The sequence below is a fragment of the Amycolatopsis silviterrae genome, from assembly GCF_042684085.1.
Taxonomy (GTDB): domain Bacteria; phylum Actinomycetota; class Actinomycetes; order Mycobacteriales; family Pseudonocardiaceae; genus Amycolatopsis; species Amycolatopsis silviterrae.
Genome location: NZ_JBHUKS010000016.1, coordinates 47035 through 70786, shown reverse-complemented (window position 1 = coordinate 70786; position 23752 = coordinate 47035). Strand labels below are relative to the sequence as shown.

17 protein-coding genes are annotated in these 23752 nt (G+C 71.9%); all 17 read left to right on the top strand.

Annotated features, from left to right (window positions below):
* The first annotated feature begins 41 nt into the window (after positions 1-41).
* Complete coding sequence (locus ACFSVL_RS23075) at positions 42-1364, top strand: MFS transporter (protein WP_378307400.1); 1323 nt, start codon at positions 42-44, stop codon at positions 1362-1364.
* On the top strand, positions 1336-2682 hold the full coding sequence (locus tag ACFSVL_RS23070; RefSeq protein ID WP_378307398.1) for an MmgE/PrpD family protein: 1347 nt from the start codon (positions 1336-1338) through the stop codon (positions 2680-2682). The genes ACFSVL_RS23075 and ACFSVL_RS23070 overlap by 29 nt, the downstream gene beginning before the upstream one ends.
* 80 nt (positions 2683-2762) lie before the next feature.
* Complete coding sequence (locus tag ACFSVL_RS23065; RefSeq protein ID WP_378307397.1) at positions 2763-4859, top strand: hydantoinase/oxoprolinase family protein; 2097 nt, start codon at positions 2763-2765, stop codon at positions 4857-4859.
* Positions 4856-6877: a hydantoinase B/oxoprolinase family protein gene (locus ACFSVL_RS23060; protein WP_378307395.1), complete on the top strand. Its 2022-nt coding sequence runs from the start codon at positions 4856-4858 to the stop codon at positions 6875-6877. Before ACFSVL_RS23065 ends, ACFSVL_RS23060 begins: the two co-directional genes overlap by 4 nt.
* A gap of 26 nt (positions 6878-6903) precedes the next feature.
* Positions 6904-8472: a class I adenylate-forming enzyme family protein gene (locus ACFSVL_RS23055; protein WP_378307393.1), complete on the top strand. Its 1569-nt coding sequence runs from the start codon at positions 6904-6906 to the stop codon at positions 8470-8472.
* Complete coding sequence (locus ACFSVL_RS23050) at positions 8469-9425, top strand: cyclase family protein (protein ID WP_378307391.1); 957 nt, start codon at positions 8469-8471, stop codon at positions 9423-9425. Before ACFSVL_RS23055 ends, ACFSVL_RS23050 begins: the two co-directional genes overlap by 4 nt.
* A 22-nt stretch (positions 9426-9447) precedes the next feature.
* Positions 9448-10620: a thiolase family protein gene (locus ACFSVL_RS23045; protein WP_378307389.1), complete on the top strand. Its 1173-nt coding sequence runs from the start codon at positions 9448-9450 to the stop codon at positions 10618-10620.
* Positions 10621-10625: 5 nt separating this feature from the next.
* On the top strand, positions 10626-11027 hold the full coding sequence (locus ACFSVL_RS23040; protein WP_378307387.1) for a Zn-ribbon domain-containing OB-fold protein: 402 nt from the start codon (positions 10626-10628) through the stop codon (positions 11025-11027).
* Positions 11024-11932 (top strand): TIGR03620 family F420-dependent LLM class oxidoreductase, encoded by a 909-nt coding sequence (locus tag ACFSVL_RS23035; RefSeq protein WP_378307385.1) that lies wholly within the window; start codon positions 11024-11026, stop codon positions 11930-11932. Before ACFSVL_RS23040 ends, ACFSVL_RS23035 begins: the two co-directional genes overlap by 4 nt.
* Positions 11929-15384 carry an indolepyruvate ferredoxin oxidoreductase family protein gene (locus ACFSVL_RS23030; protein ID WP_378307383.1) on the top strand — a complete coding sequence of 1152 codons (3456 nt, stop codon included), beginning with the start codon at positions 11929-11931 and terminating at the stop codon, positions 15382-15384. Before ACFSVL_RS23035 ends, ACFSVL_RS23030 begins: the two co-directional genes overlap by 4 nt.
* A complete protein-coding gene (locus ACFSVL_RS23025; protein WP_378307381.1) occupies positions 15378-16742 on the top strand; it encodes an FAD-binding oxidoreductase in 1365 nt (454 codons plus the stop codon). Before ACFSVL_RS23030 ends, ACFSVL_RS23025 begins: the two co-directional genes overlap by 7 nt.
* The gene (locus ACFSVL_RS23020) at positions 16724-17716 is read left to right on the top strand and encodes an alcohol dehydrogenase catalytic domain-containing protein (RefSeq protein ID WP_378307379.1); all 993 of its coding nucleotides are present in this window, start codon (positions 16724-16726) and stop codon (positions 17714-17716) included. Before ACFSVL_RS23025 ends, ACFSVL_RS23020 begins: the two co-directional genes overlap by 19 nt.
* Complete coding sequence (locus ACFSVL_RS23015) at positions 17713-18942, top strand: CoA transferase (protein WP_378307377.1); 1230 nt, start codon at positions 17713-17715, stop codon at positions 18940-18942. The genes ACFSVL_RS23020 and ACFSVL_RS23015 overlap by 4 nt, the downstream gene beginning before the upstream one ends.
* A complete protein-coding gene (locus ACFSVL_RS23010; RefSeq protein WP_378307375.1) occupies positions 18939-20405 on the top strand; it encodes an aldehyde dehydrogenase in 1467 nt (488 codons plus the stop codon). The genes ACFSVL_RS23015 and ACFSVL_RS23010 overlap by 4 nt, the downstream gene beginning before the upstream one ends.
* 53 nt (positions 20406-20458) lie before the next feature.
* Positions 20459-22063: a hypothetical protein gene (locus tag ACFSVL_RS23005; protein ID WP_378307373.1), complete on the top strand. Its 1605-nt coding sequence runs from the start codon at positions 20459-20461 to the stop codon at positions 22061-22063.
* Entirely contained in the window at positions 22060-22932 is an 873-nt protein-coding gene (locus ACFSVL_RS23000) for a TIGR03621 family F420-dependent LLM class oxidoreductase (RefSeq protein WP_378307371.1), read from the top strand. Before ACFSVL_RS23005 ends, ACFSVL_RS23000 begins: the two co-directional genes overlap by 4 nt.
* A 4-nt stretch (positions 22933-22936) precedes the next feature.
* The coding region (locus tag ACFSVL_RS22995; RefSeq protein WP_378307369.1) for an acyl-CoA dehydrogenase family protein at positions 22937-23752 on the top strand (816 nt) is incomplete at its 3' end.

The following is a 23752-nucleotide window of genomic DNA, read 5'->3' as shown; positions in this document are numbered from 1 at the left end:
GACACCGCCCACCTGTCAACGATGACTCGGGAGCGTCCACTATGTCCTCTGGCGTCACCGCTCCGTCCCCGGCGCTGATGCGGCGCGTGGTTTTCGCGTCCGCGATCGGCAATACCGTCGAGACTTACGATTACGCGGTCTACGGCTTTCTGACGGTCGTGCTGTCCAAACTCTTCTTTCCCGCGCAACAGCCCGGCGTCGCGTTGCTGTCGGCTTTCGCGGTGTTCGGCGTCGCGTTCGTGGTGCGGCCGCTGGGTTCGCTGCTGTTCGGTTCGATCGCGGACCGGATCGGGCGCAAGCCCGCGCTGGTGGCGACGGTCGCGCTGATGGCGGGAAGCACGGCGGCCATCGGCGTGCTGCCGCCGGTGGCGTCGATCGGCGTGTGGGCGCCGATCCTGCTGGTGCTGTTCCGGTTGCTGCAGGGGCTCGCGGCGGGCGGCGAGTACGGCACGGCGATGACTTACGCCGCCGAGTTCACGCCGCGCGGCAAACGCGGGGCGATGACCAGTCGCGTGCAGGTCGGCAGCGTGGCGAGCCTGTTGCTGGCCGCGGGTGCGGTGCTGTTGCTGAGCACGTTGCTGACGTCGGCGGCGATGGCGAGCTGGGGCTGGCGGATTCCGTTCCTGCTGGCCTTGCCGCTTGGCCTTGTCGGGCTCTACATCCGGTCCCAGCTGGACGAATCTCCGGAGTTCCGGGCGCTGGAGAACCGCACGCAGGTTCCGGCTTCGCCGGTCAAGGAGTCGTTCACCGCGCATTGGCGGCTCATCGTGCTGATCTTCGGGATCGCCGCGTTCCAGCAGGTCGGCTACTACGTCGCGTTCACCTACGCGCAGACTTACCTGATCCGCCTCGGGTTCTCGCAGTCGCAGGCCACGCTGGCGACGGTGGTCAGCATTGCCGTGGCGGTGGTGCTGGTCGCGGCGGGCGGGCCGCTGTCGGATCGCTGGGGCCGATGGCCGATGCTGCTCGGGTTGTCCGCGGGCACCTTCGTGCTGGCTTATCCGCTGTTCCTCGGCCTGTCCTCGGCGAAGAGTCTTGGCGCGGCCATCGGGATGACGGTGCTGCTCGGCGTGCTGCCCGCGTTGTATACGGCGGTGGCTCCGGCGGCCTATGTGGAGGTTCTTCCGGCGCGGGTGCGGGCGACGGTGTTCGCGGTCGGGTTCGCGCTGGCGGCGACGTTGCTGGGCGGACCGGCGCTGTATGTCAGCCAGACTCTCGTGCAGGTCACCGGCGACAACCGCGCGCCTGCGCTGTTCCTGATGTTCGGCGCGCTGCTGAGCCTGGTCGCGGCGTTGTTCGTGCGGCGGGCGACCATGCGGGTGGCGGATTCGGAGCTTGCCCCGGCGGTCCGCGAGCGGGTCTGAGGTGCTCGCCGATCTCGCTGAGCAGCTCGAAACGGTGACACCGCGGATCATCGGCGTCCTGATCGACCAGGCCGGTACCTGTCTCCTCGATGCGCTGGCCTGTGCCTGCGGCGGGCGCGACCTGCCGTGGGCCAGGCAGGCCAGGGCGATCGCGGGCGGCGGAGACGACGCGGCGATCTGGGCCACCGGCGGTCGGCGGAGCGGATTGGCGGACGCGGTGTTCGCGAATTCCGTTGCCTGTCACGCGTTGCTGCACGAGGACACGCATGCGGAAAGCCGGGTGCATCCCGGGACGGTGGTGGTTCCGGCGGCGCTGGCGGTCGGGGAACGGCTTCGTGCGCCGTTGTCGGAGGTGCTGCGGGCGATCGTCCTTGGCTACGAAGCCATCGCGCAGGTCTCGGCGGCGGTGCTCACCGACGAGTTCGGCGCGCGCGGGTGGCGGGCCAGCAGTGTCTTCGGTCCCTTTGGCGCGGCGGCCGCTGCCGCGCATGTGCTGGGATTGGACCGGGTGACGGCCGTGCACGCGCTTGGCCTGGCTGCCAGCTCGGCGGCGGGCTTGTGCCAGTGGGCGCAGGACGGGACGACCGAGGTGTTCTTCCAGAATGCGGGAGCCGCGCGTGCTGGCGTAGTCGCGGCGTTGCTCGCGCGGGAAGGCGCTACCGGTGCGGCGTCGGCGGTCGACGGGGTTTTCGGCCTGCGCCAGGCTTTCGGCGGTGCCCGGGACGAATCCGGACCGCCGGAGGTGCGGCTGGACCGGATGGCGATCTCGGCGACATTCTTCAAAGCGCATCCCTCGTGCGCATTGACGCAAGAGCCGATCGACGCAGCGATTTCCCTTGCCGCGCAGGGGGTCGAACCCGAGCAGGTCGTCGAAGCCACGGTGCACACTTCCGGGGTGGCGGCGGGCTATCCGGGCTGCGACAACGCAACCGTCCTGGACGCTCCGATTTCCCGGCAGATGAGCTTGCAATTCGCGGTGGCGGCCGCGCTGACCGACGGTGGACTCCGCCCGCACCGCTACTCCGGGGCGCTCGACCCCGGGATTGTGAACCTGGCAGCCCGGATCTCCGTGGTGGTGGATCCGGTCGCCGACAAGGCTTTTCCCGCGCGCCGGGACGCGCGGGTGACGGCTCGGCTCGCCGACGGCCGCGTCGTCTCGGCGGACAGCCGGGAGCAGGTGCAGCTGTCCGCCGCCGACGTGATCGGGAAGTTCCGTTCCTACGCGGGGCCGGTGCTGGGCGCTCGGGCCGAGGCCGTCCTGCGCGCGGTTCGCTTGCCCGGCACCGATTCCGCGCGGTTCGCCGCCCTTTTCCACTGACTCGACGATCTGTCGCTTGACTCGACACTATGTCGTGTCTAATCTGGCTCGCAGGCCGAGAGCCGTTCCACGGAAGGACAATGACGTTGCGTTCCGAAGTCACGTTTCAGATCGGGTGCGACATCGGCGGTACGTTCACCGACGTCGTCGCGCTCGCCTCGGACGGACAGTCCTTTGCGGACAAGTCCGACACCGTCCCGGACGACCTGGCCGCCGGATTGCTTGCCGCGCTGGAGAATCTCGCCGGCCGCGTCGGGCTGCCGCTCACTGAGCTGCTCGCCGAGACCACCCGCTTCGTCAACGGCACGACGGTGGTGACGAACGCGGTCGCCGAACTGCGCGGCGCGAAGGTCGGCCTGATCACCACCCAGGGTTTCGGCGACAACCTGCTGATCGCGCGTTCGGCCCGCAACGCGCACCGCGATCACCACAAGCAGCTCAGCCTTCCGCAGATCGTCGCCCGCGAGCACGTCGTCGAGGTGGCCGAGCGGATCGACCGCAAGGGCCGGGTGGTCGTGCCGCTGACCGAACAGCGGGCACGCGCGGCGGTGGAAACGCTCGTGGCCGCCGGGGTCGATTCGATCGCCGTCTCCCTGTTGTGGGGCTTCGCGAACGCGGAGCACGAGGAACTGCTCGCCTCGATCGTCGAAGCCGAGCATCCGGAGCTGTTCCTGAGCGTCGCGTCGCGGCTGCATCCGGTGATCCGCGAATACGAGCGGACGATGACCACGGTGCTCAACGCGTTCACCGGGATCCGGGTCGCCGAGTACACCGAGCGGATCGAGCGCGAACTCGCGGCGCGCGGCCTGCGCGAGCCGGTCGCGTTCATGCAGGGCTTCGGCGGCACGGCGAGCGCGGCGGAGGCCAGGGCCCGGCCGATCACGCTCATCGACTCCGGCCCGGCGGGCGGGGTGATCGGGGCGCGGGCGCTGGCCGGGCGGCTCGGCCTGAAGGACATCGTGACCGCCGACATGGGCGGCACCTCGTTCGACGTTTCGGTGCTGCGCGACGCCACCCCGAACGTCACCCGGCGGGTGATGCTGGGGGAGCGGTTCCTGACCGCGCTGTCCAAGATCGACGTGCTGCCGATCGGCACCGGCGGCGGGAGCGTCGCGTGGCTGGACGCGCGGGGCGTGCCGCAGGTCGGGCCGCACAGCGCGGGGGCCGAGCCGGGGCCGATCTGCTACGGCAAGGGCGGCACGCGGCCGACGGTGACCGACGCGTCGGCGGTGCTCGGGCTGCTGGCCTCCGGGTCCTTTTTGGACGGACGGCGGGCGCTCGACACGGACAGCGCGCACGAGGCGATCGGGCGCGAGATCGGGAAGCCGCTGGGGGTGGACGCGGTCCAGGCCGCGGCGGCGGTGCACCGGATGGTGGTCGCGGACATGGGCAACGCGGTCCGCGCGGTCACCGTGGAGCGCGGGCACGATCCGCGCCGGTTCGCGATGGTGGCTTTCGGCGGCGCGCTCGGGCTGTTCGCCGCGGACATCGCGCGTTCGGTCGGCATCCGGCAGATCGTGATCCCGGCCGAGGCGGCGGTGTTTTCCGCGCGTGGCCTTCTTTCCAGCGACGACGTGCGCGCCCGCGCGCGGTCGGTGATGTGGCAGGGCGGGGGCGCGGAGGCGGTGCTGGCCGCGCTCCAGGGGCTGGACGCGGAACTGGTCGAGGCGCTGCACGCGGCGGGCTATCCGGACGACCGGATCGACGTCCGCTGGGAAGGCGACTTCAAATTCCTCGGCCAGCAATGGGAACTGCGGGTGCCGATCCCGCGCCGCGCGGATCTCGGCGAGGCGGAGCTGGCCGCGATCCAGGACGGTTTCGCCGCGCGCTACGAGGAGGAGTACGGAGAGGGCACGGCCTGGGTGGGCAGCCCGGTGGTGCTGATGTCGGTGCGGGTCACTGCCACCGGCCGGGTGGACCTCATCGAACCGGCCCGCCGGGAGCCGGGGGAGCGCGAGGTCGAGCCGGCCGGGCGAAGGCGGATCCAGCGGGCAGGCACCGGAGAGTCCGAAGTGGACGTCCACGATGCCCGGCGGCTGAACGCCGGGGCGCGGATTTCCGGCCCGGCGCTGATCGAGCACTCGCTGACCACCGTCGCGCTGCCCGAGGGCTGGGAACTGCGCGTGGACGACTGGGGCAACTACCTGCTGGCCGACACCGCGGAGGAGACCGCATGACCGCCGTCAGCGCGACCGGGCTGGACCCGGTGGACGTCGAGATTCTCGCCAAGGCACTGGACAACGTCGCCGCCGAGATGGGCACGGTGATGATGCGCGCCTCCGGCAGCCCGGCGATCGCCGAGGCGGTGGACTTCTCCACGTTCATCGCCGACGCCGAGGGCGACATCATCAGCTACGCCGGCTACATCACGATGTACCTGGGCGCGGCCCGGCAGGCGGTCCGGCACTTGCTCGCTACGTATCCGCGGGCGGAGATCCGGCCGGGGGACCTGTTCCTCTGCAACGACCCGTTCACCACCGGCAACGCGCACGCGGTCGACGTCGGCGTGGTGCGGCCGATCTTCGCCGGCGAGGAGCTGGTGGCGTGGTGCTGGGCCGAGGCGCACGTCAACGACTTCGGCGGCGCCGCGCCGGGCGGGATGGACCCGACGGCGACCGAGGTCTACGGCGAGGCCCTGCGGCTGCCCGGGGTGAAGATCGTCGACCAGGGGCGTCCGGTCGAGGACGTGTGGCGGATCATCGAGACGAACATCCGGGTGCCGGAGCTGGTGCTCAACGACATCCGGTGCTTCGTCGCGGCCTGCCACCGCTGCGACGAACGGCTGCAGTCTCTCGTCGGGCAGTACGGCGCGGACACGTTCCGCCGGTACGTCGAAGCCGCCAAGGACCTGGCCGAGCAGGCGGTGCGGCGCCGGATCGCGGACCTGCCGAAGGGCACGTTCACCGCCGAGGAATTCGCGGAGCACAACGGGCACGCCGACGAGCTGTACCCGATCCGCTGCACGCTCACCGTCAGCGAGGACGCGCTGCGGTTCGACCTGACCGAGTCCGCGCCGCAGACCGACGGTTTCATCAACGTCAGCGCGGCGACCACGCTCGGCGCGGTCGTTTCGCCGCTGCTGATCACCCTGCTGCCGGATCTGCCGATCAACCAGGGCACGCTGCGCCCGATCGAGGTGGTCACGGAGCCGGGCACGATTTGCGACGCGCGGATGCCCGCGCCGATGGGGGCCGGGCACATCGAGACCGGGTTCCGGATCGGGAAGGTGGTCACCAGGCTGCTCGCCGATCTCCAGGCGGGCAGCGAGAACGCCTTCGTCCGCGACCACGTGACGGCTCCGTGGCAGGACTCGTGGAGCGCCAGTTTCTTCTACGCGCCCGACGAATCCGGCCGACTGGTGCCGTTCCCGGACATGAACGGCGGCGGCAGCGGCGCGGGCGCTCAGCCGATCGCGGACGGCATGGACGTCAGCGGCGTGCTCGCCCAGCCGCAGAACAGCATCCCGGACATCGAGATCAACGAACTCGCCTACCCGGTGCTGTATTTGTGGCGCAAGCTCAACCCGAACTCCGGCGGTCCGGGCCGCACCCGGGGCGGCGCGGGCATCGATCTCGCCTTCACGCCGTGGTATACGCCGGGCGGCCAGGAACACGTCATGGCGGCCTGCTGGCAGGTCCCGCCGTGCGGGGTGTTCGGCGGCTATCCAGGTTCCGCCAGCGGATCGGCGCTGGTGACCGGCGCGCGGGCGGACGAAGCGTTCGGCCGGGGCGAGGTTCCGCGCGGGATCGATGACCTCGCGGCCGCGCCGAAACCGTTGCAGGGCAAGCAGTTCGGTCTTTCGGTGGGCACCGGCGACGTGGTGGTGCTGCGGGTCGGCGGCGGTGGCGGGTACGGGGATCCGCTGGAGCGCGGCCCGGACCTGGTCGCGGCGGATGTGCGCGCGGGCGTGGTGACGGCGGACGCGGCGCGGGTTTCCTACGGCGTCGTGCTCGATCCGGCGGGCGACCCCGAGGTCGCCGAGACCAGCCGGGAAAGGGAGCGAATCCGCGCCGGCAGGCGGGAATGGCCCCGGGAAGACGGCTTGGCGGTGCGTCGAAGCCCGGCGCACGAACGGCTCGCCGAACGCGGCCAGTGGTGCCAGCCGAGGCCGGGGGTCGAACTCGTGGAGTTCGCCGACCCGGAGACCGGAACGCTGCTGCGCGCCGATGTGGTCGTGCACCCGGACGCCCGATGACGGGCCACAACGAAAGGCGGAACGACGTGGTTGCCCCGGATACTTTCCCGGACGCGCTGGCGGCGCTGGCGAAGCTGTTTCCCGGCGAGGAGGCGGTGGTCGCGCCCGAGGCACGGCTGACCTTCGCCGAGTTCGCCCGGCGCTGCGACGACCTGGCGGGCGCGTTCCGCGCGGCGGGGCTGCGGCCGGGGGAGCGGGTGGGGATCCTGCTGCCGAACGGGCTGCGCTGGCTGGTCACGATGCTCGGCGCGCAGCGGGCCGGGCTGGTCGCGGTCCCGGTCAACACCTGGTACCGCTCGGCCGAGCTGGCGCATCTGGTGGGCACCGCCGAACTGCGCCTGGTGGTGACCGAGGAGCGGGTGTTCGGCAAGGACATGCTCGCCGAACTCGCCGCCGCCGGGCACGGCGAGGTTTTCGCAGCGGGGGCCCGGACCGGCGGCTACCTCGGCGCGTTGTGCTGGCCGTCCGCCGAACCGTTCCCGCCCGGTCTCGAACCCGCCCCGGCGCCCGAACACGGCGCGGGGCCGGACGACTTCGCGATGATCCTCTACACCAGCGGCAGCACGGCGTTGCCGAAAGCGGTGCCGCTGGAACACGGCAAACTGCTGCGCAACGGCCACGAAATGGGCGAGCGGATGCACGTCGGGCCCGGCGACCGGCTGTGGTTCGCGATGCCGTTGTTCTTCGGTTACGGGGCCTGCAACGCGCTTCCGGTGGCGTTGAGCCACGGCCTGACGCTGTGCATCGAGGAGAAGGTCGACGGGGACGCGTCGCTGGCGTTCATCGAGCGCGAGCGGTGCACCGTCTCTTACGGACTCGCGACGGCGGTCCGGGCGCTGCTCGCCGCGCCGAGTTTCGGCACCCGCGACATTTCGTCGCTGCGCACCGGGCCGGTCGGCTTCAACGCCGAGGACAAGCGGCTGGCGATCGAAGGGCTCGGCATCACCGAGGCGTGCAGCGCCTACGGGCTCACCGAGTCCTACGGCTTCGTGACCATGACCGACGCGAGCGACCTGCCGGAGGTCAAGCTGCACACCCAGGGCAGGCGGCTGCCGACCCAGGAGATCCGCATCGTGGACAAGTCCGGGGCCGAGTGCGCGCCCGGGGCCGTCGGCGAGATCGAGGTGCGGGGCTGCGTGATCGACGGCTACCTCAGCGGGGCGGACGTGAGCGGCGGCACGCATTCGGCCGGCGGCTGGTTCCGCACCGGCGATCTCGGGTCGATCGACGGCGACGGGCGGCTCAGCTTCGGCGGCCGGTGGAAGGAAATGCTCAAGATCAAGGGCATCAACGTCGCGCCGGTGGAGATCGAGGGCATCCTCGGCGAGCACGCCGAGGTCGACCAGGCCTACGTCTTCGGGCTGTCCACCCCGGACGGCGACCAGGAGATGGCCTGCGTGGTCGTGCCGGACGGGCGCGGCGGCGCGACGCGACCCGGGCTGGCGGACCGGCTCCGGGAGTACGTCCGGAGCCGCGCGGCCAGCTACAAGGTGCCCGCCCGGGTCGTGGTGCTGGATTCGGCCGCGGTGCCGCAGACCCACACCGGGAAGGTCAGCAAGCTCAAGCTGCGCGAGATGCTGGAGGCGGCCGGATGACCGGGCGGCGCACCCCGGCGTTCGCCGCCCTGCCGACGCTCCCGGACCGGGACGAGCGCCACGCCTGGGACGTGTGGGGCCGCGCGGACGAAATCGGCACGCTCAACCTGATCGGGCCGCGGCAGCGGCTCGCCGCGGCGAAGACAGTGCGCAGCGGGCAGATGATCTCGCTCAACCTGCCGCTGAACGAACCCGACCCCGGACTGTTCGACGAACGCGACGTGTTCCGGCACGTCGTGGAGGACACCGCGGCCGGGCACGACGACCGGCTGGACGGGTTCTACCCGCAGGGTTCCTCGCAGTGGGACGGGCTGCGGCACATCAAGGCCGGACGGCACGGCTACTGGGGCGGCCGGAGCGAGACCGACCTGGCGACCGGCGACGCGCTGGGCGTCGACCGGTGGGCCGAGCACGGTTTCGGCGGTCGTGGCGTGCTGGTCGACGTCGCCGGTCACCTGGCCGCCCGGGGCACGCCGCTCGCGCCCGACGAGCCGGTGGAGATCACCGCCGCGCTGATTGAAGAAACGGCCGCCGCGCAAGGAACGGTCTTCGCGTCCGGGGACATCCTCGTGGTCCGCACCGGCTGGACGGAGTGGTACCGGCGGCTGCCCGCGCGGGACCGGGCCGCGATGCGCGGGACGATCGGCTCCGGTTTCGCCTGCCCTGGCCTGGAATCGGCGCGGGAGATGGCGGGCTATCTCTGGGACCGGGAGTTCGCGGCGGTCGCGGTGGACAACGTCGGGGTCGAGGTCTTCCCGGTGAACCGCGCCAAGGGCTTCCTGCACCGGCGGCTGATCGCGCTGCAGGGCATGCCGCTGGGCGAACTGTGGCTGCTGGACCGGCTCGCCGAAGCGTGCGCGGAGCGGGGGAGCCACGAGTTCCTGCTCGTCTCCGGCGTGCTTCCGCTGCCGCGCGGGGTCGGCAGCCCGGCCTGCGCGCACGCGATTCTCTGACGCTTTCGAGAAAGGAACGACCATGCCGCTAGGACCGGTACGCCAGGTGGCGATAGTCGGGATCGGCATCACCGAGCTGTCGAGGAAATCCGCGCGCAGCGGTCTCGACCTGGCCGCCGAGGCGCTGCGGCTCGGGCTGGACGACGCCGGGCTGGCCGCCGGCGACGTGGACGGCCTGTTCACGAACGTCGGCTACCCGCTGTCGATCGACTACGACCGGATGGCGGAGGCGTTCGGGCTCCGGATCCGGGCCGCCGTGCAGACCTGGAGCCACGGCCGGTTCGTCGGCCCCGCGCTGCAGGCCGCCGCGCAGGCGGTGGCGCTCGGCACGACGGAGGTGGCCGCCTGCCTGGCCGGGGTGTCGTTCTCCGGACTGGGCATGGTCGGCGGCGCGGGCGACGCGGAGGGCCTGCGCCAGGGCGGCGGGTCGCACGGGGAACTGCCGCACTACGGCATGACCGCTCCCGGAGCGGGGGCCGCGATGGCGTTCCGCCGTTACTGCGAGCGCTACGGCGCGGACCCGGCGCTGATCTCCGCGGTCCCGAGGGCGATGCGCCGGCACGCCCGGCTCAACCCGAACGCGCAGATGACCAAACCGCTCGGCCAGGCGGACTACGACGCGCAGCCCTACATCGTGGAACCCTTGCGCCGCCCGGATTTCGCCCTCCTCAGCGACGGCGGCGCCTGCCTGCTGGTGACCACTGTGGAGCGAGCGCGCGATCTGCGCCAGCCCGCGGTGATCGTTTCCGGCATGCAGGGGCTGCGCGCCGGGCGGGACGAGTTCATCTTCGCGCCGCCCGGGCTGGGCGTGTTCACCCAGGGCGAGGAGCGCCGCGCCGAGGACCACCCGGTCTACGCGATGGCGGGGCTGTCCGGGCCGGGCGACGTCGACTCGCTGCAGCTCTACGACGCCTTCTCGCCCAACGTGGTGTTCGTGCTGGAGCGCTTCGGTTTCACCGGCGAAGGCGAGGCGCTCGACTGGCTGCAGGACGGCCGGATCGAACTCGGCGGCGAACTGCCGGTCAACACGGCGGGCGGCTTGCTGTCCGAGGCGCACCTCTGCGGCTGGGGGCATATGGCCGAGGCCGTGCGCCAGATCCGCGGTCAGGCCGGTGATCGCCAGGTGGCCGGATGCGAGGTCGTCCAGTGGGCGACTCCGTTCGGCGATTCGACTGTCTTCACGAAGGACCGGTGAGCACGATGACCTCTGCCCGACCTCTTCCGCTGCGCTACCCCGAGGACGTCGAGCACCTCGACGGCGCGGCTCGCGGAGAGCTCCGCATCCCGGTGTGCGGCTCGTGCGGCCACGCGTTCTGGCCGCCGTCTCCGGTGTGCCCGCGCGATTTCCGCCGGGACGTCGAGTGGACGACCGACGCCGGGACCGGCCGGGTGCACAGCTGGGTCCGGTTCCACAAGCGGTACTTCGACGGCGACGACGTGCCCTACGTCGTGGTGCAGGTGCGGCTCGACAGCGGTCCGAACCTCACGACGACGTGGACCGGCGACGGCGACCCGGTGCCCGGCGAACCGGTCGCGGTGTCGTTCCGCGAGGCAGGCGACGGGGCGTGGCTGCCGGAATTCGGGCCGGGGGAGCGCGCGTGAACCAGTCCCGTGAACTCGCGGCCCGGATCGGGCCGGTCGGCGTGTGGCTGTCCGTGCTGGCCGAGATTCCCGCTGCCGACGCCGCGAAGGCCGCGCGAGTCGTCGAAGACCTCGGCTACGGCGCACTGTGGATCGGGGAGTCCCCGGCGCACAAGGAAATCTTCACCAACGCCGCCTTGCTGCTCGCCGCGACCACGCGGCTGACCGTGGCCACCGGGGTTGCCACTATCTGGGCCCGGGACGCGGTCGCGGCCGAAGGTTCGGCGCAGACCCTCGGCGAGGCCTTTCCCGGACGGTTCGTGCTCGGCCTCGGGGCCAGCCACGCCGAGGCCGGGCGCGGACAGGGCCACGACCGGCCGTTGACCGCGCTGCGCGAGTACCTCGACGCGCTCGACCTCGATCGGTACCAGGGACCGCGCGCGGAACGCCCGGTGCCGCGCGTCCTGGCGGCGCTGCGGCCCCGGATGCAGGAGCTGGCCCGCGACCGGAGCGCCGGGATGCACTCGTTCTTCGTGCCGCCCGCGCACACGGCGGAAGCCCGCGACCGGCTCGGCCCGGAACCGCTGCTCGTGCCCGAACAAGCGGTGGTCGTCGACGCGGACGCCGCTCGGGCCCGTGGGATCGCGCGAGCACACATCGCGACCCGGCTCGCGCTGCGCAACTACGTGAACCACTTGCGCGCCTTGGGTTTCGATGACGCCGACTTCGCCGACGGCGGCAGCGACCGGCTCGTGGACGCGCTGGTCGTGCGCGGCGACGCGCGGCAGGTGGCGGCTCGCGTGCGTGAACACCTCGACGCGGGAGCTGACCACGTGGCGATCCATCCGTTGACCCAGACCCCCGGTGCGGAGTCCATTGTGGACCAGCTCCGGGCGCTCGCCGCAGAGGGAGGGCTCCCGTCGTGACCGAGGACCGTTACCGCGCGGCCGAAGGACAGTTCCAGCTCACCGGCGTCCAGGCGCTCGCCCGGCTGCCGCTCGACGTCCGCCGCGCTGACCGGCGCGCGGGGCTGCGCACGGCGGCGTTCGTGTCCGGCTACGAGGGGTCCCCGCTCGGCGGGTACGACCTCGAACTGGGCAGACAGGCCGAGCTGCTGGCCGAGCACGACATCGTATTCCGGCCGGGCGTCAACGAGGAGCTGGCCGCCACCGCGGTGCAGGGCGCGCAGCTGGCGGCCAAGTCGGAGAACCGGCGGGTCGACGGCGTGACCGGTTACTGGTACGGCAAGTCCCCGGGGCTGGACCGCGCCTCGGATGCGTTGCGGCACAACAACCTCATGGGCACTCATCGGCTCGGCGGGGCGCTGGCGCTGGTCGGCGACGACCCGGGCGCGAAGTCCTCGACGGTGCCCGGGAGTTCCGAGCTGCTGCTGGCCGACCTCGGCATGCCGACGCTGTATCCGGCCGATCCGCAGGAGGTCCTCGACCTCGGGCAGCACGCGGTGGCGATGTCGCGCGCCTGCGGCCTGTGGGTCGGCTTCAAGATCGCCACCAACGTCGCGGACGGGACCGGCACCGTGCGGGTCGGACCGGGCCGGTTCCGCTCCGCCGCACCGGATCCGGTGGTCGGCGGGCGGCCGTTCGCCCATGAGATGACCGCCCGGATGCTGCAGCCGGACCTCGGCAGGCTGGAACGCAGCCGCGACGGCGCCCGCCTCGAACTCGCCCGCCGCTACGCCGCGGCCAACGGGCTGAACACGATTCTCGGCGGCGGCGAGGCCCGGATCGGGATCGTCGCCGCGGGCAAGACCTGCCACGATCTCCGTCAGGCGCTGGAGATCCTGGGCCTGGACGAACCTGAGCTGGAACGCCGCGGCGTGCGGCTGCTGCGGCTCGCGATGGTGCACCCGCTCGATCCGGAGATCGTCGCCCGGTTCGCCGCCGGACTGCGCGAAATCATCGTGGTGGAAGAGAAACGCTCCTTCGTCGAGTCCGCGGTCAAGGATCTGCTCTACGGCCGTGCCGACACTCCGGCCGTCACCGGAAAACGCGGTCCCGACGGCACGGCGCTGGTCCCGGCGGACGGAGAGCTGGACCCGGACCGCATCGCCGCGGCGCTCGCGGTCCGGCTGCGCGCGCACGGCGGCTTCCCGTCCGTCGAATCCTGGCAGGCCCCGCGCCGCACGATCGCGCTCCCGCTCGCCGCGCGCACGCCGTACTTCTGCTCGGGCTGCCCGCACAACTCGTCCACCAAGACCCCGCAGGGTTCGCTGGTCGGCGCCGGGATCGGCTGCCACAGCCTGGTGCTGATGACCGGCCGCGAGGACTACGGCGACATCACCGGGCTGACCCAGATGGGCGGCGAAGGCACGCAGTGGGTCGGCATGGCCCCGTTCGTCGGCAACGACCATCTGGTGCAGAACCTCGGCGACGGGACGTTCCACCACTCGGGCAGCCTGGCCGTGCGCGCGGCCGTCGCGGCCGGGGTGAACATCACCTACAAGCTGCTGTACAACTCGGCGGTCGCGATGACCGGCGGGCAGCAGCCGGCCGGAGTGCTGACCGTGCCCCGGGTGATCGCGGCGATGCGGGCCGAGGGCGTGCGGCGGATCATCGTCACCACCGAGGACCCGGCGCGGTACCGGCGCGTCCGGCTGGGCCGCGGCGTCCGGGTCTGGCACCGCGACCGGCTGGCCGAAGCCCAGGAGGCGCTCGCCCGCGTTCCCGGCGTGACGATGCTGATCCACGACCAGGAATGCGCGACCGAACTGCGCCGCAAGCGCAAGCGCGGGCTCGCCCCGGAACCGCCGCAGCACGCGGTGATCAACGAACGGGTCTGCGAGGGCTGCGGCGACTGCGGCGAGAAGTCGAACTGCCTTTCGGTGCAGCCGGCCGACACGGAGTTCGGCCGCAAGACCCGGATCGACCAGTCGTCCTGCAACAAGGATTTCTCGTGCCTGGAAGGGGATTGCCCGTCGTTCCTGACCGTGCTTCCGGGCAAGAGCGCGGGGAAGCGGCCGCTTGCCGAACCTCTGGCGGACCCCTTGCCGGAACCGAAGCGGACGGTTTCCGCCGAGCGGTACACGGTGCGGGTGACCGGGGTCGGCGGCTCGGGCGTGGTCACGCTCTCGCAGATCCTGGCGACGGCGGCGAACATCGCCGGGCTGCCGGTCCGGTCGCTGGACCAGACCGGGCTCGCGCAGAAGGGCGGCGCGGTGGTCTCCGACGTCAAGCTCGGCGCCGCGCACGCGAACAAGGCCAGCGACGGTGAATGCGACCTCTACCTCGGCGCGGACGTGCTCGTCGCCGCCGATCCCAGGCACCTCGCGGTCGCCGGTCCGCGCCGCACCGCGGTCGTGGTCTCCACGTCGAAGGTCCCGACCGGGGCGATGGTCGCCGACACCAGCGTCACCTTCCCCGAGGAAACCGCGCTGCTCGACCGGCTGCGCGAAGCCGCCGAAACCGTGACCGCGCTGGACGCCCGGGAGCTGGCCGAGACGTTGTTCGGCCAGGACCAGTACGCCAACCTCCTGCTCACCGGGGTGGCCTACCAGCGCGGAGCGCTGCCCGTTCCGGCGGAAGCGATCGAAGAAGCCATTTCCCGCAACGGGGTGCGCGTCGAGACCAACGTGCAGGCGTTCCGCCGGGGCAGGCAGTGGGTGGCTGACCGGGCGGCGCTGGAGACGGTGATCGCCGCGTTGCGCGGGGACCCCGAGCCGGAGCCTGCGCTCGCGCCGGAAGCCCGCGAACTCGTGGCGACCGTCGGCGACAGCGCGGAACTCACGCGCCTGCTGCGGATCCGGGTGCCTGACCTGATCGCGTACCAGAACCTCGCGTACGCGCGCCGCTATGTGGAGCAGGTCGAGCGGGTGCGTCGGGCCGAGGCCAGTGCGGTCCCGGGTTCGACGGCGCTCACCGAAGCGGTGGCACGGAATCTGTACAAGCTGATGGCCTACAAGGACGAGTACGAGGTCGCACGGCTTTCGCTGGATCCGGTGCAGGAACGCCTGGTCCGCGCGCGGTTCGGCGCGGACGCCCGCATCGCGTACCGGCTGCATCCGCCGGTGCTCAAGGCCCTCGGCATGCGCCGCAAGGTCGAACTGGGACCGTGGTTCAAGCCGGTCTTCCGCGTGCTGGCGGCGGGGCGGCGGCTGCGCGGGACGCGGCTGGATCCGTTCGGCCGCACCGAAATCCGGCGGCTGGAACGCGACCTGGTCGCCGAGTACGAGCGAGTGCTCGCCGAACTGACCGGGCGGCTGGACGCGGAAAACCACGCGCTGGCGGTGGAAACGGCGTTGCTGCCCGATCTGGTGCGCGGCTACGAGGACGTCAAGCTCCGTACTGTCGCGGACTACCGGAGCACGCTCGCCGAGCGGATGGCCGAGTTCCGTGCGGCGAAGGCCGGTGCGCCGTGCTGAACGAACTGCGCCGGGCCCTGCCCGCTGGCCGGGTGCTGACTGACCCCGATGTCCTCGCCGCGTACGCACATGACGAAGCCGCGTGGGCTCCGCACGAGCTGCCGCTGGCGGTCGTGCGGGCGCACACTGCCGAGGAGATTCAGCAGACGGTGCAGGTGTGTCTGCGACACCGGGTCCCGATCGTGCCGCGCGGCGCTGGCACGGGCCTGTCCGGCGGCGCGAACGCGATCGCCGGCGGGATCGTGCTGTCCACCGAGCGGATGACCGCGATCCGCGAGATCAACGCCGCCGAACGGCTCGCCGTGGTCGAACCGGGTGTCGTGAACGAGACTTTGCGGTCGGCGTGCGCGGAACACGGCCTCTGGTACCCGCCGGACCCGGCGAGCGCTCCGTGGTCGACCATCGGCGGCAACGTCGCCACCAACGCCGGCGGGCTGTGCTGCGTCAAGTACGGCGTCACCCGCGACTACGTGCTCGGGATGGAGGTCGTCACCGGGACCGGGGAACTGGTGCGGCTCGGCCGCCGGACGGCGAAAGGCGTCGCCGGGTACGACCTCGCCGGGCTGATGGTCGGGTCGGAAGGCACCCTCGGCGTCGTCACCGAGGTCACCGTGCGGCTGCGCGGCGCGCGGGCCGCCGAACGCACGGTCGCCGGGTATTTCCCCAGCCTGTCGGCGGCCGGAGACGCGGTCGCGGCGGTCGGGGCGTCCGGGGTCGTGCCCTCCGCGCTGGAGCTGATCGACCGGCACACCCTCGCCGCGGTGGACGCCTGGAAGAACATGGGGCTTTCCGCCGAGGCCGAGGCGGTGCTGCTCGGCCGCACCGACACCCCCGGCGAGCACGAGGCCGAGGTGCTGGCGAAGTGCTTCACCGAGGCCGGGGCGACCTGGGCCGCCGCATCGTCCGATGTGGACGAAGCGGAGGCGCTGTTCGCCGCGCGCCGGCTGGCGTACCCCGCGCTCGAACGGCTCGGCCCGGTGCTCACCGAGGACGTGTGCGTGCCCCGCGCCGCGGTGCCGGAAATGCTGCGGCGGATCGAAAGCATCGGCGCCCGCCACGACGTGCGGATCGCCAACGTCGCGCACGCCGGGGACGGCAACCTGCATCCGGTGCTCGTCGTCCCGGACGGCGGGCGGGAACGGGCCCAAGCCGCGTTCGAGGAGATCCTCGACGAGGCGCTCTCGCTCGGCGGGACGGTCACCGGGGAACACGGCGTCGGCCTGCTCAAACGCGGCGGGCTGACCCGGGAACTCAGCGCGCCGGTGCTGGCGATGCACGCGGCGGTCAAGCAGGCACTCGATCCGCACGGAATCCTCAACCCGGGCAAGGTGATCGCGTCGTGCGCGCCGCCGTCCTGAGCCGTCCGGAGGAGCTGGCGGTCGCCGAGGTGGACTGCCCTCGGCCTGGTGCTGGCGAGGTCCTGGTCGAGGTCGCGGCGTGCGGGGTGTGCGGGCACGACCAGGCCGACTACGCCGGGCTGCTGAGCCTCCCGCTGCCCGCGGTGCTCGGCCACGAGATCGCCGGAACCGTCGTGGCCGGCGGATCCCGGTTCGCGGCAGGGGACCGGGTCGCCGCGAAGCAGTTCGGCACCTGCGGCCGCTGCGAACCGTGCGGGACCGGCGACGAGCTGCGCTGCCCGCACCGGGCGTTTCTCTATGGCGGTTTCGCCGAGTACGCCGTCCTACCGGAGTCTGCGCTGTTGCCGGTGCCGCCTGAGGTTTCGCTGCCCGAGGCCGCGGTGGCCGCCTGCGCGGTCGGCACCGGGCTGCAGGCGTTGCGCCGGGTCGCGCGGGTGAAGCCGGGAGAGACCGTCCTGGTCACCGGTGCCGGTGGCGGGCTGGGCCTGCACGCCGTCCAGGTCGCGGCCGCGCTCGGGGCCCGGGTGCTCGCGCTCACCGGTGATCCGGCCAAAACCGAGCAGCTGACAAAGGCCGGCGCCGCCCACGTAGTACTCACGGGCGACGGTGTGTGGCAGGACATTCTCGACGCGACCGACGGCCGTGGCGCGGACGTCGTGCTCGACAACACGGGCCATCAACCGGTGTTCCGCCAAGCTTTCCGCGCGCTCGCCCACGCGGGCCGGTATGTGCTGACCGGGCAGGTCAGCGGGGAGCCGATCCGGGTCCACCCGGCTTTCGTGTTCGAGAAGGAGGCCGTCATCACCGGCTCGGGATCCACGCTCATGACCACCTTCGCCGACGCCTTGGCCTTGGTCGCCGAGGGCCGAGTGCGGCCGGTGGTGACTCCCTACCCGCTCGAAGACGCGGCACGCGCCTTCACCGACCGGATCACCGGCCGCGCCGTGCTCATCCCCTCTGGAGGACAGCCATGACGAGACCGCTGACGGGCACCCATGTCGTCGAGTGCGCGAGTTTCGTTGCCGGGCCGACCGGCGGCATGACCCTGGCGCAGTTGGGAGCGGACGTGGTCCGCATCGACCCGATCGGCGGTGGCAGCGACTACCTCCGCTGGCCGGTCGCGCCGACGGGCGAGAGCTACTACTGGGCCTCCCTCAACAAGGGCAAGCGTTCTGTAGCGGTCGACCTGCGCGATCCCGAAGGCCGCGAACTCGTCCTCGCGCTGGCGACGGCTCCGGGCCGCGATCGCGGAGTGCTGATCGACAACGCGGTCGGCCGGCCGTGGCTGGCGAACGAACGCCTCACGGCCCGCCGAGCCGATCTGGTCCACGTGCGCGTTCAGGGTTATCCGGACGGGCGGCCCGCGGTCGACTACACGGTCAACGCGGAGGCCGGGGTCCCCGGGATCACCGGCAGCGGCGACTGGGCCGCCCCGGTGAACCACGTGCTGCCCGCGTGGGATCTCGTCACCGGCCTGAGCGTCGCGACCGGGGTGCTCGCCGCGCTGCACCGGCGCGGCCGGACCGGCGAAGGGTCCTATGTGGAGCTCGCGCTGTCCGAGGTGGCGCTCGCCGGGGTCGCGAATCTGGGCTGGCTGTCGGAAGCCGCCGACCGGCGTGGGGAACGGCCGCGGCACGGCAACCACGTCTACGGCAGTTTCGGCGTCGACTTCGCCTGCCGGGACGACGCGCGCGTGATGGTCGTGGCGCTGACCGACGGCCAGTGGCGCGCCCTGCAGTCGGCGACCGGGACCGCGGAGGTGTTCACCGCACTGGAACAGGCCTTGCACGCAGACCTGCGCGACGAGTCCGAGCGATACCGCCTGCGCGAGACCATCGCGGCGATCCTCCGGCCGTGGTTCGCCGCCCGGGACCTCGACGAGGTGGGCAAGGAACTCGACGCCGCACGGGTTCTGTGGGGCCGTTATCGCGGCATGGCCGACATCGTGGCCGAACACCGCGAGCAAGCCCATGACGTGCTCGCCGACCTGCGGCTGCCCAGCGGCGGATCCGCCGTCACCGCACGGTCCCCGCTGCGCTTCGCCGGCGAACGCGGTCCCGCCGGCGACTGCCCGGTGCTCGGCGGCGACACCGATTCCGTACTGGCCGAGGTACTCGGCCTCACCGCCGCCGAACTCGGCGGCCTGCACGACCGGCGGGTCATCGCCGCGCCGGAAAACCCGTACAAGGAGGTACGTTGACCATCGACCCGAGCACTGACCTCGACCGGACCCGGTTCTTCATCGACGGTGCCTGGACCGAGCCGCAGGGCACCGAAACCCACCTCGCCCTGGAAGCGGCCACCGAGAAACCGCTGGGTCGCGCAGCTTTGGGCACCGAGGCTGACATCGACGCCGCCGTCCGCGCCGCCCGCCGTGCGCTCGACGAGGGTCCGTGGGGCCGTACGACGGCGGTGGAACGCGCGGCGACGATGCGCCGGTTCGCCGCCGCGCTGGCGGTCCGCGCCACGGACACCGCCACGTTGGTCAGCCGGGAAAACGGCATGCCGATCGGGCTGTCGAACGCCTTCAACGGGGAGGCTCCGGCGGGCCTGCTCACTATGTACGCGGACCAGATCGAGTCGACGCCGCTGGAGGAGATCCGGCCGAGCGCGTCCGGATCGACGGTCGTGCGCCGCGCTCCGGTGGGCGTGGTCGCGGCGATCACGCCGTGGAACTACCCGCAGGTGCTCGCGATGATGAAGATCGCCCCGGCGCTGGCGGCGGGCTGCACCGTAGTGCTCAAGCCGTCCCCGGAAACCGCACTCGACGGCTACGTTCTCGCCGACGCCGCCGCGGAGGCCGGGCTGCCGCCGGGCGTGCTCAACATCGTAGTGGCGGGCCGGGAAGCCGGTGCCGCGCTGGTGTCGCATCCGCTGGTGGACAAGGTCGCGTTCACCGGGTCCACCGCGGCCGGCCGGGCGATCGGCGCGGAATGCGGGCGGCTGATCCGCCGGTGCACGCTGGAGCTGGGCGGGAAATCGGCGGCCATCGTGCTCGACGACGCGGACCTGGACACCTTCGTCGCCGGCCTCGACAATGCCTGCTTCCAGAACAACGGCCAGACCTGCACGGTCCAGTCGCGCATCCTCGCGCCGCGGTCGCGCTACGCCGAGGTGGTCGACGCGGTCGCCCAGTTCGCCCGCGAAATGGTGCTCGGCGACCCGCTCGACCCGGCCGTCACCTGCGGCCCGATGGCCAGCGCTGCCCAGCTCGACCGGGTGCTCGGCTACCTCGAACTGGGGCGCGCCTCGGACGCCCGGCTGGTGGCGGGCGGCGGCCGTCCCGCCGGGCTTTCGCGCGGATGGTTCGTGGAACCGACGGTGTTCGCCGACGTGGACAACCGCGAGCGGATCGCGCAGGAGGAGATCTTCGGCCCGGTCGTCACCATCACCCCGTACGAGGACGAGGACGACGCGGTCCGCCTCGCCAACGACAGCGAATACGGCCTCGGCGGCTCAGTCTGGACCGCCGACGAGGATCGCGGTCTCGCGCTCGCCCGCCGGGTGCGGACCGGGACGATCGGCCTGAACTACTACCTCCAGGACCTCGGCGCGCCGTTCGGCGGGATGAAGGGCAGCGGCGTCGGCCGCGAACTCGGGCCCGAGGCGCTCGGCAGCTACCTCGAATACCAGTCCGTCTACGCCAGCGCCGCCCAGCTTTGAGAGCAGCCCCGGGGCCGCCGCGCGGCCCCGGGACCGACCGCGGAGGAGAACCCGTGCTCACCGCCCGACGCCTGCGCCCTGTCGCGCTCGCCCTCGCGCTTGTCTTGCCCCTGACCGCCGTCCCCGACGCGGCTGCCGCCACCCGCTACCGAGTCCAGCGGCTGGTCGACGGCACCGCCCTGCACTCCCCGAACGGCATCGCCCTCGCGCCGGACGGCCGGCTGCTCACCGCCAGCCTCGCCAGCGAAACCATCTCCACCGTGGACCCGCGCACCGGGCGGACCCACCGCCTCGTCGGCCCGCGCGACGGCCGTTCCGACGACCTCGCGATCGCCCCGTCCGGCGAAATCCTGTGGACCGACCCGGTCGGCGGCGTCGTGAAGGGCCGCGCCCCGGACGGCCGGATCCGCACGGTCGCCCGCGATCTGCCCGGCGTCAACTCCATCGCGTTCGACCGTTCCGGCACGCATCTCTACGTCGGGCAGCTGACTTTCGCCGACGCGCTGTGGGAAATCGACCCCGCCGGCCAGGCCGCGCCGCGACTCGTCGCCCGGGACCCCGGCGGGCTCAACGCTTTCGCGTTCGGCCCGGACGGGATGATCTACGCGCCGCGGTCGAAGCACGGGGAAGTGGCCCGCGTCGATCCGCGGACCGGGGCGATTTCGGTGCTCGCCCAAGGGTTCCGCCAGCCGGTGTCGGTCCGGTTCGACGCGAAGAACCGGCTCTACGTCCTCGACGGAGCGACCGGCCAGCTGGTCCGGATCGACCCGGCCGGTGCCAAGCACACAGTGGCGACACTGCCCGCCGCCGACGACAACATGATCATCGCTCCCGACGGCCACGCCTATGTCAGCAACATGGCCGACAGTTCCGTCTCGCGCGTCAACCTCGACACCGGTGCCGTCTCGGTCGTCACCTCCAGCAAGCTCGCCTTCCCCGCGGACATCGCCTCCGACGGACGGACGCTCTACCTCGCGGACGCGACCGCGCTGCGCACGGTGGATTCGCGCACCGGAGCAGTCGGCGAAATCCAGCGTCGGCTGTCGTCATCACTGGAGTTTCCGTCCGGGATCAGCGTCACCGCCGCGCATTTCGTGCTCACCTCGGAGTTGATCGGGTCGGTCCAGGTGGTCGACCGCGCGACCGGGAAGGTCGTCCGCGAGGTCCACGGCCTCGACAACCCCGCGGACGCCGTCGAGCTGGCCGACGGCAGCCTGGTGATTTCCGAGCCCGCGCAAGGCCGATTGCTGCACGCTGTCGGCGAGACGGTGCTCCCGCTCGCGGAAAACGTAGGCGCGCCAACGGGTCTAGCCGTCACCCGACGCGGGACCGTCCTGGCCGCCGACGCTGGCGGCCGCCTGTTCGAGGTTGCGCCAGCCTCCGGGAAAGTCGTCGAACGGGCCGCCGGGCTCGGGGGACTGCGGGCGGTCGCGGTGCGGCCGGATGGGTCGGCAGTCGTGCTCGATGTCATTGGTCGGCGCGTAGTTTCGGTGCAGCACAATGGAAAGCGCGAGGTGCTCGCTCGCGGCCTCGACGTCGGGTACCTGCGCGTGCCGTACGCCCGGTCCGGCGGGCTCACGGTCGGCCCGGACGGGACGGTCTACGTCGCGGCGGACCGGGACAACGCGGTCGACGCGATCCGGAAGACTCGCGGATGACCAGGCGCGCTTTCCGATTCGGCGTCAACCTGCTCACGCCGTCGTCGCGCGCCGAGTGGCAGGCGCGGTGCCGCCAGGCGGAGGACCTCGGCTACGACGTCATCGCCGTAGCCGACCACCTCGGCATGCTCGCCCCGCTGCCCGCGCTCGTTTCGGCGGCCGAGGCCACCACCCGGCCGCGGCTCGCGGTTTTCGTGCTCAACGCCGGGTTCTACAACCCGGCCCTGCTGGCCCGGGACCTCGCAGGCACGGACGCGCTGCTGGACGGACGGCTGGAAATCGCGCTCGGCACGGGCTACGTGAAGGCTGAATTCGACCGCGCCGGAATCCCGTGGCGGAGCGCGCCCGAGCGGGTGGACCACCTGGAGCACACCGTGCGGGAAGTGCGGCGGTTGCTCGCCGACCCGCAGCACCGGCCGCGACCGGCCGCGCAGCCGCCGATGTGCGTCGCGGGCAATGGGGACCGCGTGTTGCGGCTGGCCGCCGAGCACGCCGACATCGTCGCGTTCAGCGGAGCCGCGCCCGGGCAACACCCCGGCATGCTCCGGTTCCTCGGCCCGGACGCGCTCGCCGAGCGGGTCGAGCACGTGCGGCAAGCGGCCCCGTGCCGGTTCGGCGATCTCGAACTGAACCTGCTCGTCCACGCCGTCGCCCTCGACGGCGATCGCCGGGCCGCGGTCGCCCGGCTGCCCCGGTTCGAGCCGCCCCTCTCCGATCTGGACCGGGTGCCCACTGTCCTTTCCGGACCTCCGGCGGAGATCGCGGAAACCCTTCACCAGCACCGGGAGACGTACGGCTTCTCCTACGTCACGGTGCCCGAACCGGCGATGCGCGAGTTCGCTCGCGTCATCGCCGTACTGAGGAGCTGACCCGATGGCGCGTTTGGCCCGGACTGCGGGTTTGACCGATGTGCAGCAGGAGATTCTGTCCACGGTGCGGTCGTTCGTGGACAAGGAGATCATCCCGCACGCGCAGGCTTTGGAGCACGCGGACGAGTACCCGGCGGAGATCGTCGAGGGGATGAAGGAGATGGGCCTGTTCGGGCTCACCATCCCGGAGGAGTACGGCGGTCTCGGTGAATCGCTGCTGACCTACGCGTTGGTGGTGGAGGAGATCGCGCGGGGCTGGATGAGCGTGTCCGGGGTGATCAACACGCATTTCATCGTGGCGCACATGATCAAGCAGCATGGTACGGACGAGCAGAAGCAGCATTTCCTGCCGCGGATGGCGACTGGCGAGGTGCGCGGGTCGTTCTCGATGTCGGAGCCGGATCTGGGTTCGGATGTGGCGGCGATCAAGACCCGCGCCAAGCGCGAGGGCGACGACTATGTGATCGACGGCGCGAAGATGTGGCTGACCAACGGCGGTTCCTCGAACTTGATCGCGTTGTTGGTGAAGACGGACGAGGGCGCGGAGAAGGCGCATCAGAACCTGACGACGTTCCTGGTGGAGAAGCCGTCGGGGTTCGGCGAGGTGCTTCCGGGGCTGACGATTCCGGGCAAGATCGACAAAATGGGCTACAAGGGCGTGGACACCACGGAGGCGGTGTTCGACGGTTTCAAGATCGGTGCGGACAAGGTGCTGGGTGGCGCGCCGGGCAAGGGTTTCTCGTTCATGATGGACGGGGTCGAGGTCGGCCGGGTGAATGTGGCGGCGCGGGCGTGCGGGATCGCGATCCGGGCGTTCGAG

Coding starts and splice junctions, on each gene's coding strand:
- ACFSVL_RS23075 (WP_378307400.1), top strand. CDS start 42: ATGTCCTCTGGCGTCACCGCTCCGTCCCCGGCGCTGATGCGGCGCGTG.
- ACFSVL_RS23065 (WP_378307397.1), top strand. CDS start 2,763: ATGACGTTGCGTTCCGAAGTCACGTTTCAGATCGGGTGCGACATCGGC.
- ACFSVL_RS23060 (WP_378307395.1), top strand. CDS start 4,856: ATGACCGCCGTCAGCGCGACCGGGCTGGACCCGGTGGACGTCGAGATT.
- ACFSVL_RS23050 (WP_378307391.1), top strand. CDS start 8,469: ATGACCGGGCGGCGCACCCCGGCGTTCGCCGCCCTGCCGACGCTCCCG.
- ACFSVL_RS23045 (WP_378307389.1), top strand. CDS start 9,448: ATGCCGCTAGGACCGGTACGCCAGGTGGCGATAGTCGGGATCGGCATC.
- ACFSVL_RS23040 (WP_378307387.1), top strand. CDS start 10,626: ATGACCTCTGCCCGACCTCTTCCGCTGCGCTACCCCGAGGACGTCGAG.
- ACFSVL_RS23015 (WP_378307377.1), top strand. CDS start 17,713: ATGACGAGACCGCTGACGGGCACCCATGTCGTCGAGTGCGCGAGTTTC.
- ACFSVL_RS23000 (WP_378307371.1), top strand. CDS start 22,060: ATGACCAGGCGCGCTTTCCGATTCGGCGTCAACCTGCTCACGCCGTCG.